This is a genomic window from Dyella subtropica (assembly GCF_026283965.1).
Classification (GTDB): Bacteria; Pseudomonadota; Gammaproteobacteria; order Xanthomonadales; family Rhodanobacteraceae; genus Dyella_D; species Dyella_D subtropica.
On sequence record NZ_JAPDPD010000005.1, the window covers coordinates 178,129 to 190,910 of the forward strand.

Consider the following 12,782-nt stretch of genomic DNA (forward strand, 5'->3'; position numbering starts at 1 on the left):
CGAGTAAAGACCTTAGATGCAAGCAACTGCGTGAGAAGTAAGTGGCTACGTAGCGCCCTTACTTCTCACGTCTCGCCTCTCACCGCTTTCAGTACGCCATCGGCACGCGCACCGTCACCGTCGCATCCGGCGTGTCGCGCGTCACCCCGACGCCCAGCGTGAAGTTCAATGTGCGCTTTTCGTTGAAGCGATACGAACCGCCGATCAGCAGTGTGCCGAGCACCGTCTTGGCCGAGCCTGGCACCGTCCTGCCGTTTTGCTTGGTGACACCGATCCAACTCTGGTCATAGCCGATACTGAAGGAAGCCTTCTCATTTAACGCCAAGCCCATGCCGACACTCACATCCACGACGTCACCCACTTTCACCTTACCGAGCTGCTCCTTACCCGCGAGCAGCAAGGTGCGGCTGACGTGGTTGCGCTCGAAGTTGTGCAGATAGCTCACATTGCCGAAGAACACCACCGGATCGGACGGATACAGCCAGGTCACTCCCGGCTGTATCGAGTAGAAGCCGGTACCGGTAGGCAGCTGTAATGGCAGGCCCGTGCCGGTCGCGTTTTGCACGCAGCGCTGCACACAGTCGGTCGTCACTTCGAAGGGATCACGGCCCGTACGCGATTTGAAACGCAGCCAGGCGATGTAATACGCCTTGTCCGCGCCACCATCGTTGAGCTGGTATCGCGCGGTCGCTTCCACGTCGCCGATGCCATGACCGCTCGCGCCGAACACGCGGTCAGTCGCCGTACCCGTGAAAATCTCCCGGCTGATGGTATCCGTGTGGCCATACACGTATGGGATGCGTACCTCGGCCTCCAGCCGGTTGGTGATGCCATAACGCAAAGCCACGGCTGCGGTCTGCGTGGTGGTCTTGACCTGCCTCACATCGATCAAGCCAATAAGGATGGCCGGAATAATGGTGTAGCCCACCAGCGCCACGCGGTCCGCGGACGAATAGCCGAACTGATACGACGGCTCCACGATCAGCTTGCCACGCGGCGTCAGCACGCCCGGCTGATCGAAGATGGGGGCTACCTCAGGAGGTCGCGTATCTTGCTGTGGCGCTTGCCCTACCGGCTTGGTATCCGTCGGTACGTCCGTCACACCGCCGACAGCAAGCGAATCAGCAGCGGACATCGGCAACGCCGATGCGCTCGCCCCCGCGGCCCTGATGTTGCCTGCTCGCTGCTTGTCCAGCACGTCCATGCCCACGGCATGTCGCAACGCCCTGTAGTCCGCTTCTTGGGTGGCGAGGGTTCGCTTCATGGTTTCGAGCTGTTCGATCTGCGTAGCGATCTGATTGCGCATGGCGTCGATGCGCTCACCCTGTTCGACCACCTGCTTGCGGATGGTGGCGGAGACCTCACTCGTTGCCGGCGTCGCCGACGTTACCGGTGGCGATGCGCCGAGTGCAGGCATCTGCTGGGCCGAACATACGCCGGTAAGCAGCACCAAACCGGCGCAGCCCACCGAGCACGTATATCGCCATGGCTTTCGTCCCGTAGTCATCTCGCATCCTTTCGCGCCAGCCAATGGATGGCTTCGTGCGCGTCAATGGCCCAGTGGATTGGCGGTTGCGGATTGCAGACTCTGTTGCAGGTTGAGCCCGCGGAACATGCTCAGGGTGTTCACCGAAATGTTCAGCGTGGTTACGGTGTCGATGTTCTGGTTGTTGAGGGTGTTCTGCACCACCGTGGCCGCCACGGTATGGCTGAATGCGGATGGATCGAAGGTGTTGCCCGGCCCGTTCTGCACCAGGGTGGCTGTGCCGTTCGCCGAAGCAAGCACACCAGCCTGCGCCGGAGTCATGTGAGCGATGTCCGGGATATCGATCTTGGTCGAGGTGACCAGCGCGCCGTTGATGTAAACCGCGCGATCAATGCCCAACGAAGCCACGAGCCCGTTGCCCAGATCGAACCCACCGCGGACATCGTCGAGACGCGAGGCGCTCACGGGCATCCAGTGCGCCACTTCCGAGGTCGGATTGGCATCGCTCAAAGACGGCGACAATAACGCAAGCGGCCCCTTGTCGAAGACAAAGTCATGAGCATGGGCTGCACCCGCCCACACTCCTGCGGAGGTGATCAACAGGCAGGCGAGAATGACCTGCGAACGTGTCGACGACAGCAAGGTTTTCATATGTCCCCCGGGCCGCGCTTGGGCATGGTAATACCGTCCAGCCCGCGACGGTCAATACCGGAACTAAGAGGCGCCATGGGAGCTGCACGCCAGTCGCTCGCGCTGTTGAAGACCGCCATCGAGCGCCGGTTGTGGATAACGAAAATTAGATGGTTCTTCCACATCGCATTAAAGCGCGAACGCGGCAGCGAGCGCGTACCCAGGGCGGGGTCGCCGACCAGCACGCGATCGTTACGCAAACCTTTGATCACCACGAAATGGTGGTAGCCGCCTTCATCGATCAGCACGATCGCTGGAAGATTTTCCTGCTGGAGTTTTTCCAGCGGCACGTCGAAGCCGTCCGCTTCGAAGCCGTTCGCCTGCAGGTAAGCCTTGATGTCGAGCAGGGAGAATCCTTCCTTGGTGATCTTCGCGCGGTCACCATGGGCATACATCTGCTCGAAAGCAGCCTGCTCGTCGACGGGGTAGCCATACTGATAGGTCAGCAAGGTGGCGACCGCAGCCGAGCCACAGCTGAAGTCGTACTTCTGCCGGATGGTGTTCTTGAACCGGGCTTCCTTCAGACTGGTCAGATGCAAGGTGACGTTCTGGCCCTGCGCGCCAGGCACCACGACCGATGACGCCTGCAGTGAACCCGCAAGCAGCATCGACGGAAGCACCAGCAGCGGCAGCCATCGCCTCATGGCTTGAACTGCACGTTGATGATGGTGGCGTTCTGGATCAGTACGTTGTTGCCGGTATTCTGGATCACCATCGGCACACCCGACACACCTACGAACGAACCGGCGCTGATCGAATTGAATCCGGTAGCAACATGGTCCGCGGTGTTGTTACTCACGTTGCCGTTGAGCGTTATCTGCTCACTCGCATCGGTACCGCCGCTGGACCTGGCAAGCACGCTGGCGTCCACGCTCTGCCCGAGGCCATCGACGTAAACCCGATGAGCGCCGTTCGCAGCCGCGACATAGACAGCCACCGGCGATCCCGAACCGCCCGCGAGATACGCAGGCGAGCCTGACGATCCATCAGCGAACGCGACGCCTGATGCCGCCAGCAAACACGCTACTCCCAAACCGCACGCAGGCCTAATGATCTGCATGGCACATGTCTCCCGTAGTGCCCGCGGCCGCTACGCGTCGTTGCTTGCCATGATGTCCATGGCAAACGCTCCGAATCATCCGGCCACAAGCGGTCGTGGAGCGCACAAGGCGCTCCACGACGTGGGTTTGCGCATCAATGACCGACGTTCAGATTGGCCTGTACGTTCACGCTCTGCTGAGTCAGCGCAGCAATACCGCTGTTCTGCGAGATCACCGTCACGCCTGCCGCAGCCGCCGCCGAACCGGTCATGGTGTTGGACATATTGAAGCTGCCCGCATCGGCCATAGCGCTACCACCGGCCGCGCCGTTGCCACCATTGCCGCCCGCAGCGGCGCCGCCCATGCCGGCCGCACCCGAACCACCAGCGCCACCAGCACCGCCAGCGCTGCCGGCCGCACCACTGGTTCCGCCGGTCGCGGACGAATTGCCGCTGGATGCTGTGGCCGCGCCACCGGAAGCAGCTCCGCCTGTCCAGACACCACTGCCACTCGTGGCGGTATCGGTGCCGGCACCGCGAGCGCGCGCCTTACCGGTATTGCCACTGCTGTCGCCGCCCCATGCGCCGCTGCCTGCCCAGGCGTTGCCGCTTGCGCTGTGGGAACCACCGACGTAGCCGCTACGTGCGTGGGAGTCGCCGCCGTTGCCGCCGGAACTGCCGCTACCGCCGTTGCCGTCGCCGCCCGAGCCAGCACCGCCGCTGCCGCCCCGGCCGCCACTCGCATTGCCCATGTTGGTGGCGTAGTTGCCGATGCTGGAGACGGTGTTATTCGTCACCGTGCCGTCGAGCCGGCTTACGGCGACTGCCTTGCTGGTATCGAACGAACTGGTGATGGACGAAGTTGCAGTGCCTCCGTTGTTTGCCGCTGAGCTGCCCTGACCAGTGGCATAGGAATCGCCCATATTGCCGCGGTCACTGCCATTGTGCTGACTGGAATTGCTATTGCTGTGCGTACTCGAGTTGGTATTGCTATGCGTACTCGAGTTGGTATTGGCCTGTGTACCGGAGTTGTTGTTGTTGTCTTGTGCCGCGGCGGGGAGTGCCAATCCCAGCCCTAGCAGAAGCGCTGTTGCAAGAAGACTTTTGCGCATGGTTGTTCTCCAAGCAGTGTGCGGTGACCCCCTGTTTGCCTGCGTAAGCGGCACGATTGCATTGCAACATGCATACCATGCCCGGACCACGCCAGACCGGCGCTATCACGCGAGAAAAATCAGACACTTGAGCGCAAGGTCGTAACTTCGCATGGCTAATCCAACGGCCATGGCATCGCACCATGCATCACTGCTGTTACACAAAAATCGGCAGCAGCCATCGCTGTCGCCGTCGATGCGAAAAAATTTCACGACTATCCATCGCGTTGGAGGAAGTTCCTCAGCGGGCTTGGCGATGGATAGAACCTGTATCAAAACAGATACACCTGTGCCTACGAACGGATAACGCACCGTCGACTCCACTCCAACATCGCCCACGCCAACAAAAAAGGAGCCCGAAGGCTCCCTTTTCGCTTAGCGCTCGGCTCAGCGCTTTTCGATCGGCACGTAGATCTGGTCTTCCGGACCGGTGTAGTTCGCGCTCGGACGGATGATCTTGCCGTCCTGGCGCTGTTCGATCACGTGCGCGCTCCAACCGGAGGTGCGGGCGATCACGAACAGCGGCGTGAACATCGCCGTCGGCACGCCCATCATGTGGTACGCGCTGGCGGAGAACCAATCGAGGTTGGGGAACATTTTCTTGAGATCCCACATCAGCTTCTCGATGCGCTCAGACACATCGAACAGCGTCGGGTTGCCGCCCTCGGTGCAAAGCTTGCGCGAGACTTCCTTGATGATCTCGTTGCGCGGATCGGACACCGTGTACACCGGATGGCCAAAGCCGATGATGATCTCCTTGCGCTCGACGCGAGCGCGGATATCCGCCTCCGCCTCGGCCGTATTGCGATAGCGCGCGATGATCTCCATCGCCACTTCGTTCGCACCGCCATGCTTGGGACCGCGCAGCGCGCCGATGGCGCCGGTGATCGCCGAGTACATGTCCGAACCGGTGCCGGCGATCACGCGAGCGGTAAAGGTGGACGCATTGAACTCGTGCTCGGCGTACAGCACCAGCGACTTGTCCAGCGCGTGCGCGTGCAGCTCGCTCACCTTCTTGCCGTGCAGCAGGTGCAGGAAATGCGCGGCGATGGAGTCGTCGTCGGTCTCCGTCTCGATGCGCTTGCCGTTGTGGCTGAAGTGGTACCAGTACAGCAGCATCGAACCGAAGCTGGCCATCAAACGGTCGGCGATGTCGCGCGCGCCGGTGACGTTGTGGTCGTCCTTCTCCGGCAGCACCGTGCCGAGCACCGAGCAGCCGGTGCGCATCACGTCCATCGGGTGGGTGGAGGCCGGCAGCAGTTCCAGCGCACTCTTCACCGGCGCCGGCAGGCCGCGCAGGCGCTTCAACTTGGCACGATAGGCATTCAGCTCAGCCCAGTTCGGCAGCACGCCATGGACCAGCAGGTAGGCCACCTCTTCGAAGCAGCCCTTGGCCGCCAGATCGTGGATGTCATAGCCGCGGTAATGCAGATCGTTGCCGCTGCGACCGACCGTGCACAGCGCGGTGTTGCCCGCGGCCACGCCGGACAGGGCGACGGATTTCTTGGCCTTGGGAAGGACTTGCTCGCTCATCGGATACTTCTCCTCATTGCATGCAACTGGCCGGCCGCGTCGAAAGCGCCGCGGCACGGCGTGAATTCGGCCCGTTCAGGACTACTTGTTGGCAAACAGTGCGTCGAGCTTGTCTTCATAGGCGTGGTAGCCGAGGAAGTCGTAAAGCTGTTCGCGCGTCTGCAGCGTGTCGATGATGTTCTTCTGGGTGCCTTCGCGGCGCACCGTCTCATAGAAATTCAGCGCAGCCTTGTTCATCGCGCGATAGGCACCGCAGCAATACAGAGCAATGTCGACGTTGGCGTCGCGCAGCTCGTCCGTGGTGAAGAACGGCGTCGAACCAAACTCGGTGAGGTTGGCCAGGATCGGCACCTTCACAGCCGCTTTGAAACGACGGTAGTCATCCAGCGTCTTCATGGCTTCCGGGAAGATCATGTCGGCACCCGCCTCGACATAGGCGCAGGCGCGGTCGATGGCCGAATCGATGCCCTCGACAGCGGCGGCATCGGTGCGCGCCATGATCACGAACCCGGGGTCGGTGCGCGCATCGACGGCCGCCTTCACGCGATCAACCATCTCTTCCTTCGGCACCACTTCTTTGCCGGGACGGTGGCCGCAACGCTTCTGGCCGACCTGGTCCTCCATGTGCACCGCGGCAACGCCGACATTGATGAACGAGCGGATCGTACGGGCGATGTTGAAAGCACCACCCCAACCCGTGTCGATATCGACCAGCAACGGCATCTGGGTAGCGTCCACGATACGACGGGCGTCAGTGAGTACGTCCTCCATGGTGGAAATGCCGAGGTCCGGCATACCCAGCGAATTGGCAGCCACACCGCCACCGGAGAGGTATAGCGCTTTGTAGCCCACGCGCTTGGCCATCAGACCGGCGTAGGCGGTAATGGCGCCCATGATTTGCAGGGGTTGCTCGGCGGCGACTGCGGCGCGGAAACGCGCACCGGGGGATGCAATCTGGGTCATGGAACCTCCGCGTAAAGCGCTGATTTTAGCGCGCCCGGAGGCGCAATCTCGTGCTGCGAAGCAGCAAACGTGAATTCTTGCGTGACCCAACCTGGGCTGTCACGTACATTCAATGGATGAGCACACCCACCCGTCTCGCTGCACGCATTCTCTGGGGCCTGTTGATCGGCGTGATCGCCGCCGTAGTCACGTTAGGCATCGGCCAGTTCCATCCCGGCACGCTGAAGTCCATGCAGGCCATCTCCGCCGCGGTGTTCGATCCGCTGGGCCAGATCTTCCTGCGCATGCTGTTCTTCGTGGTGATCCCGCTGGTCTTCGCCTCGCTGGCTTCCGGCATCGTGCAGCTGGGGCGACTCGACAAGCTGGGGCCGCTGGCCGGGCGCACCTTCGCGCTGTTCTTCGCCAACATGGCGATCGCGGTAGCCATCGGCCTGCTGATGATGAACCTGCTGCAGCCTGGCCATCACCTCGACCCGGCCTCGAAAGACCTGCTGATGCAGCAATACGGCAGCAGCGCACTCCAGGCGGTGGAGCGCCAGCACCAACAACCCAGCATGAGCTTCGCCATCCTGGTGGAGATGTTCATGCCGCGTAACCTGTTCAGCGCCGTCGTCGGCACCGACCGCAACGCGCTGGGCGACGTGCTGCCGCTGATCGTGTTCGCCATCCTGGTCGGTGCGGCCGGCACGCAGCTCAGCGAAGACAAACGACTGAAGCTGCAGTCCGGACTTGACCTGATCAGCGAAGTGATGACCGGCATCGTCGGCTTCGCCCTGAAGCTCGCGCCGTTCGCCGTGCCGGCCATGATCTACAGCGTGATCGTGAAGGTCGGTGTGGACATCCTGCTGACCTTGGCGGTCTTTGTGATCGGCTGCGCCGTGGCGCTGGCACTGCACCTGTTCGGCACGATGTCGCTATGGCTGCGGCTGCTGGCGGGACGCTCGCCGCTGGCCTATTTCAAACAGATCCGCCCCTTGCTCATCACCGCGTTCTCCACCAGCTCCAGCAGTGCCTCCCTGCCCGCCTCGCTGGCGATGGCGCGCGACGATCTGAAGCTGGCGCCGAGCACGGCCGGCTTCGTGCTGCCGCTGGGCGCCACCATGAATATGAGCGGCACCGCGCTGTTCGAAGGCTGCACGGTGCTGTTCGTGGCACAAGCGTTCGGCGTGGACCTCTCGCTGGGCCAGCAGTGCATCCTGATGTTGCTGTCGGTGCTGAGCGCGGTGGCGGTGGCGGGCATTCCCGGTGGCTCGATACCGCTGATCGCCGGCCTGCTGGCCACCTTCGGCGTACCACCGGAAGGCATCGGCATCGTGCTGGGCGTGGATCGCATTCTCGACATGTTGCGCACCACGGTGAACGTGGGTAGCGACATCGTGACCGCGACGGTGGTGGATGCCCGCGTGAAAGCGCCTCTACTCGGGCGTAACGCGGGTACTGCTGTCATGGGCGGACCTCATGCTGCGCCGGACATGGACGGCACCGGCGATCCATAGCCCCCGCCAATCAAGCCGATCCCTACAATCAATTAGAGTTATCGCAATACGCGCGGTATCTTTCAGCTTCCAACAACCCACCACACGGGAAAACCAACGATGTCGTTGATCAACACCGCAATCAAACCGTTCAAGGCCCAGGCTTTCAAGAACGGCCAGTTCATCGAAGTCACCGATGCCTCGCTCAAGGGCAAGTGGTCCGTGGTGGTGTTCTACCCCGCCGACTTCACCTTCGTGTGCCCGACCGAGCTGGAAGACCTGGCCGACCATTACGCCGAATTCCAGAAGCTGGGTGTAGAGATTTATGGCGTGTCCACCGACACCCACTTCGCGCACAAGGCGTGGCACGACACCTCCGACGCCATCAAGAAGGTGCAGTACACCCTGGTCGGCGATCCGACCGGCACCCTGACCCGCAACTTCGACGTGATGATCGAAGAGGAAGGCCTGGCGCTGCGCGGCACCTTCGTGATCAACCCGGAAGGTCAGATCAAGCTGTGCGAAATCCACGACAACGGCATCGGCCGCGACGCTTCCGAGCTGCTGCGCAAGGTCAAGGCTGCCCAGTACGTCGCCTCCCACCCGGGTGAAGTGTGCCCGGCCAAGTGGAAGGAAGGCGAGAAGACCCTGAAGCCGTCGCTCGACCTGGTTGGCAAGATCTAAACCACACGCTTTCCCGTGCATGGCGGCTTGCCCTCCGAGCCGCCCCCGGACCCGGCGTCCCGCCGGGTCCGACCTCCGAATCCAGAGCGTCTGCGACGCCCGGCCTAGCCGGGTGCTGGTGACGCTCACCCCGAATAAACCAATGGAGCCCCCACCATGTTGGATGCCGATCTGAAGACCCAATTGAAGGCCTACCTCGAAAAGGTCACTCACCCGATCGAGCTGGTGGCCTCCCTCGACAACAGCGACAAGTCCCAGGAACTGCTGGGCTTGCTGCAGGACATCGAATCGCTGTCCGACAAGGTTTCGCTGAGCCGCAACGGCAACGACGCACGCAAGCCGTCCTTCGCGATCAACCGCGTGGGCACCGACGTCGGCGTGCGCTTTGCCGGCATTCCGATGGGCCACGAGTTCACCTCGCTGGTGCTGGCCCTGCTGCAAGTGGGAGGCCATCCGTCCAAGGCGACGCAGGACGTGATCGAGCAAGTGCGCAACCTCGAAGGCGAGTACGTCTTCGAGACCTTCATGTCCCTCTCCTGCCACAGCTGCCCCGACACTGTGCAGGCGCTGAACCTGATGAGCGTGATCAATCCCAACATCAAGCATGTGGCGATCGACGGCGCGCTGTTCCAGGACGAAGTGAACGAGCGCCAGGTGATGTCGGTGCCCACCGTGTTCCTCAATGGCGAACCGTTCGACCAGGGCCGCATGACCATCGAGCAGATCGCTGCCCGCCTCGACAGCGGTGCCGAACAGCGCGCCGCCGAGCAGATCAAGACCAAGGCCGCGTTCGACGTGCTCGTGGTCGGCGGCGGCCCGGCCGGCGCCGCAGCGGCGATCTATGCCGCACGCAAAGGCATCCGCACTGGCGTGGCCGCAGAGCGTTTCGGCGGCCAGGTGCTGGACACCATGGCCATCGAGAACTTTATCTCCGTGACGTATACCGAAGGTCCCAAGCTGGCCGCGTCGCTGGAGCAACATGTGCACGAATACGACGTGGACGTGATGAACCTGCAGCGCGCGGAGCAGCTGATCCCCGCCGACGAGCCAAACGGTTTGATCGAAGTGCGGTTGGCCAATGGCGCCTCGCTGAAATCAAAGACGGTGATCCTTTCCACCGGCGCGCGCTGGCGCAATATGAACGTGCCGGGCGAGCAGGAGTACCGCAACAAGGGCGTCACCTATTGCCCGCATTGCGACGGCCCGCTGTTCAAGGGCAAGCGCGTCGCGGTGATCGGTGGTGGCAATTCTGGCGTCGAAGCTGCCATCGACCTGGCCGGCATCGTGGGCCACGTCACCCTGCTGGAATTCGACAGCAAGCTGCGCGCCGATGAAGTGCTGCAACGTAAGCTGCGCAGCCTGCCGAACGTGAAAGTGATCGTCAGCGCGCAGACCACCGAAGTGCTCGGCGACGACAAGGTCACCGCCCTGGCCTACACCGACCGCACCAGCGGCGAAAGCCATCGCGTAGCGCTGGAAGGCATCTTCGTGCAGATCGGCCTGCTGCCGAACACCGAGTGGCTCAAAGGCACGCTGAAGCTGTCGCCGCGCGGCGAGATCGAAGTGGATGCACGCGGCGAGACCTCGATTCCCGGTGTGTTCGCCGCGGGCGACGTCACGACCGTGCCGTTCAAGCAGATCGTGATCGCCATGGGTGAAGGTGCGAAGGCGTCGCTGAGTGCCTTCGATCATTTGATTCGCATGCCGGTGGTGGAACGAGAGGTGGAAGCGGCATAGCAAGCTAGGTTGGGGTGAGCGGCAGCGAACCCCAACATCGCGTACAGAAGCATCGTTGGGGTTCGCTGCGCTCACCCCAACCTACCCGACGCCTTAGCCCTGGTCCGGCCCACGCTCCAACGCCCGACGAATCTCTTCCAATGCTCCCGGATCATCCAGCGTCGAAAGATCGCCCGGGTCGCGCTGCTCCGCCAACGCCTGCAGCGAACGTCGCAGCAATTTCCCCGAACGCGTCTTCGGCAACGCATTCACCACATACACCCGCGACGGTTTCGCCACCCCACCGAGCTGTTCCACCACGCGCTGCTGCATCGCTCGCGCCACGGTCCCAGCGCCCGCTACACCTGCATCCTGTTTAAGCGTGGCGAACACCACGGGCACCTGCCCCTTCAGCTCGTCATGCACACCGATCACCGCGGCCTCGGCCACCGCCGGTAGCGTCGCCACCGACTCCTCGATCTCACGCGTACCCAGCCGATGCCCGGCCACGTTAATCACATCGTCGGTGCGGCCAAGAATGGTGGTGTAGCCGTTCTCGTCGCGAATGGCCCAGTCCAGCGAGCTGTACACCAGTTCCTTGAAGTGGCTGAAGTAGCTGCTGAGATAGCGCTCGTCGTCGCCCCACACCGTGGTGAGGCAGCCAGGAGGCAGTGGCGGCTCGAACACCAGCACACCCTTCTCGCCCGGCACGGCTTCGAGTCCCGTCCCCTCGTCGATCACCTTCATCTTGTAGCCCGGCGCCGGCAGGCCCGGTGAGCCGAATTTCACCGGCTTCAGATCCAAGCCTGGCATCAGAGTGATGGCCGGCCAGCCGGTTTCCGTCTGCCAATAATTGTCGATCACCGGCACGCCGAGACCATCGGTGATCCAGTGCGCGGTCGGCTCGTCCAGCGGCTCGCCGGCAAGGAACAGCCACTTCAGTTTCGACAGGTCATACCGCTTCAACCAGGCCGGGTCCTGTTTCTTCAACACACGGATACCGGTGGGCGAGGAGAACATGGTGCGCACGCCGTAGCGCTCGCATAGCTGCCACCAGATGCCCGGGTCCGGCCGCGTCGGCAAGCCTTCGTATAGCAGCGAGGTTGCGCCGCCGATCAACGGTCCATACACGTTGTACGAATGCCCCACCGCCCAGCCCACATCGGAGGTGGAAAACATCACCTGCCCCGGCGCGATATCGAACACGTTGCGGATCGACATGGCCATCGCCACCGCATAGCCGCCCACGTCGCGCTGGATGCCTTTGGGCTTGCCCGTGGTGCCGGAGGTGTAGAGCAGATAACTCGGCTCGTTCGACTCCAGCCAAGTCACCGGCACTTCGGCGTCTTCATGCGCCACGCGCAGACTGGCATAGTCGAGATCACGCCCGGACACCCGCGTCATCTGCACGTCCAGCCCGCGATCGACGATCAGCACGCGCGGTGGCGAGTGGGTTGCTTCGTCCAAGGCGGCATCGACCAGCGGCTTGTAGGGAATCACCTTGCCACCGCGCATGCCCGCATCGGCGGCGATCAGCAGCTTCGGTCGTGCATCGTCGATGCGCAGTGCCAGGTTGTGCGCGGCAAAGCCGCCGAACACCACCGAGTGAATCGCCCCGATGCGCGCGCAAGCCAGCATGGCGAATACCGCTTCGGCGATATTGGGCATGTAGATCACCACGCGATCGCCTTTGGCGACATCCAGCGACTTCAGCACCGCCGCGAACGTGTTCACCTCACGATACAGATCGCGATAGCTCAGTTCGCGGGTGATGCCCGTCTCGCTGGAAATCGCCACCAGCGCCAGCTGCTCACCACGCTTGGCCAGATGCTGGTCGATGGCGTTGTAGCAAAGATTGGTGGTGCCACCGACAAACCAGCGACGAAACGGTGGATTCGACTGGTCGAGGATCTTCTGGGGTGGGATCTCCCAGTGAATCAGCCGTGCCTGCTCAGCCCAGAACAGCTCGGGCTGCTCAACCGACATCCGGTAGAAGTCTTCGTAGCGCATCGGCCCCTCCTCCGTATGATCGCCGTGCCAAGCCT

11 protein-coding genes are annotated in these 12,782 nt (G+C 62.5%); 3 read left to right on the plus strand and 8 right to left on the minus strand.

Going from position 1 to position 12,782, the window contains the following annotated elements:
* Positions 1–88: 88 nt before the first annotated feature.
* The 7 genes from OUZ45_RS06130 to prpB form a co-directional block, all read right to left on the minus strand.
* Complete coding sequence (locus OUZ45_RS06130; protein WP_266169053.1) at positions 89–1,507, minus strand: acetate kinase; 1,419 nt, start codon at positions 1,505–1,507, stop codon at positions 89–91.
* A 42-nt stretch (positions 1,508–1,549) separates the two neighbouring features.
* Positions 1,550–2,137 carry a hypothetical protein gene (locus OUZ45_RS06135; protein WP_266169054.1) on the minus strand — a complete coding sequence of 196 codons (588 nt, stop codon included), beginning with the start codon at positions 2,135–2,137 and terminating at the stop codon, positions 1,550–1,552.
* On the minus strand, positions 2,134–2,820 hold the full coding sequence (locus OUZ45_RS06140) for a C39 family peptidase (RefSeq protein WP_266169055.1): 687 nt from the start codon (positions 2,818–2,820) through the stop codon (positions 2,134–2,136). The genes OUZ45_RS06135 and OUZ45_RS06140 overlap by 4 nt, the downstream gene beginning before the upstream one ends.
* A complete protein-coding gene (locus tag OUZ45_RS06145; RefSeq protein WP_266169056.1) occupies positions 2,817–3,113 on the minus strand; it encodes a hypothetical protein in 297 nt (98 codons plus the stop codon). Before OUZ45_RS06145 ends, OUZ45_RS06140 begins: the two co-directional genes overlap by 4 nt.
* 257 nt (positions 3,114–3,370) lie before the next feature.
* Positions 3,371–4,327, minus strand: coding sequence for a hypothetical protein (locus tag OUZ45_RS06150; protein WP_266169057.1), 957 nt, complete (start codon positions 4,325–4,327; stop codon positions 3,371–3,373).
* A gap of 426 nt (positions 4,328–4,753) precedes the next feature.
* Entirely contained in the window at positions 4,754–5,899 is a 1,146-nt protein-coding gene (gene prpC, locus OUZ45_RS06155) for a bifunctional 2-methylcitrate synthase/citrate synthase (protein ID WP_266169058.1), read from the minus strand.
* An 81-nt stretch (positions 5,900–5,980) separates the two neighbouring features.
* Positions 5,981–6,862: a methylisocitrate lyase gene (prpB, locus tag OUZ45_RS06160; RefSeq protein WP_266169059.1), complete on the minus strand. Its 882-nt coding sequence runs from the start codon at positions 6,860–6,862 to the stop codon at positions 5,981–5,983.
* 116 nt (positions 6,863–6,978) lie between these two features.
* On the opposite strand from prpB, the gene OUZ45_RS06165 reads away from it, so the two are divergent.
* From OUZ45_RS06165 to ahpF, 3 genes are all read left to right on the plus strand, one after another.
* Positions 6,979–8,358 (plus strand): dicarboxylate/amino acid:cation symporter, encoded by a 1,380-nt coding sequence (locus tag OUZ45_RS06165; protein ID WP_266169060.1) that lies wholly within the window; start codon positions 6,979–6,981, stop codon positions 8,356–8,358.
* A gap of 99 nt (positions 8,359–8,457) precedes the next feature.
* Positions 8,458–9,021 (plus strand): alkyl hydroperoxide reductase subunit C, encoded by a 564-nt coding sequence (gene ahpC / locus OUZ45_RS06170; RefSeq protein ID WP_266169061.1) that lies wholly within the window; start codon positions 8,458–8,460, stop codon positions 9,019–9,021.
* Positions 9,022–9,177: 156 nt separating this feature from the next.
* Entirely contained in the window at positions 9,178–10,758 is a 1,581-nt protein-coding gene (gene ahpF, locus OUZ45_RS06175; protein WP_266169062.1) for an alkyl hydroperoxide reductase subunit F, read from the plus strand.
* 93 nt (positions 10,759–10,851) lie between these two features.
* Here ahpF and prpE read toward each other — a convergent pair whose 3' ends face one another.
* Positions 10,852–12,747: a propionate--CoA ligase gene (gene prpE, locus OUZ45_RS06180; RefSeq protein ID WP_266169063.1), complete on the minus strand. Its 1,896-nt coding sequence runs from the start codon at positions 12,745–12,747 to the stop codon at positions 10,852–10,854.
* Positions 12,748–12,782 lie beyond the last annotated feature (35 nt).

Bases quoted from the DNA above. Each gene is read 5' to 3' on its own strand.
- prpE (WP_266169063.1), bottom strand. From the start codon at position 12,747: ATGCGCTACGAAGACTTCTACCGGATGTCGGTTGAGCAGCCCGAGCTG.
- OUZ45_RS06150 (WP_266169057.1), bottom strand. From the start codon at position 4,327: ATGCGCAAAAGTCTTCTTGCAACAGCGCTTCTGCTAGGGCTGGGATTG.
- OUZ45_RS06135 (WP_266169054.1), bottom strand. From the start codon at position 2,137: ATGAAAACCTTGCTGTCGTCGACACGTTCGCAGGTCATTCTCGCCTGC.
- OUZ45_RS06130 (WP_266169053.1), bottom strand. From the start codon at position 1,507: ATGACTACGGGACGAAAGCCATGGCGATATACGTGCTCGGTGGGCTGC.
- prpB (WP_266169059.1), bottom strand. From the start codon at position 6,862: ATGACCCAGATTGCATCCCCCGGTGCGCGTTTCCGCGCCGCAGTCGCC.
- prpC (WP_266169058.1), bottom strand. From the start codon at position 5,899: ATGAGCGAGCAAGTCCTTCCCAAGGCCAAGAAATCCGTCGCCCTGTCC.
- OUZ45_RS06140 (WP_266169055.1), bottom strand. From the start codon at position 2,820: ATGAGGCGATGGCTGCCGCTGCTGGTGCTTCCGTCGATGCTGCTTGCG.
- ahpF (WP_266169062.1), top strand. From the start codon at position 9,178: ATGTTGGATGCCGATCTGAAGACCCAATTGAAGGCCTACCTCGAAAAG.
- ahpC (WP_266169061.1), top strand. From the start codon at position 8,458: ATGTCGTTGATCAACACCGCAATCAAACCGTTCAAGGCCCAGGCTTTC.
- OUZ45_RS06165 (WP_266169060.1), top strand. From the start codon at position 6,979: ATGAGCACACCCACCCGTCTCGCTGCACGCATTCTCTGGGGCCTGTTG.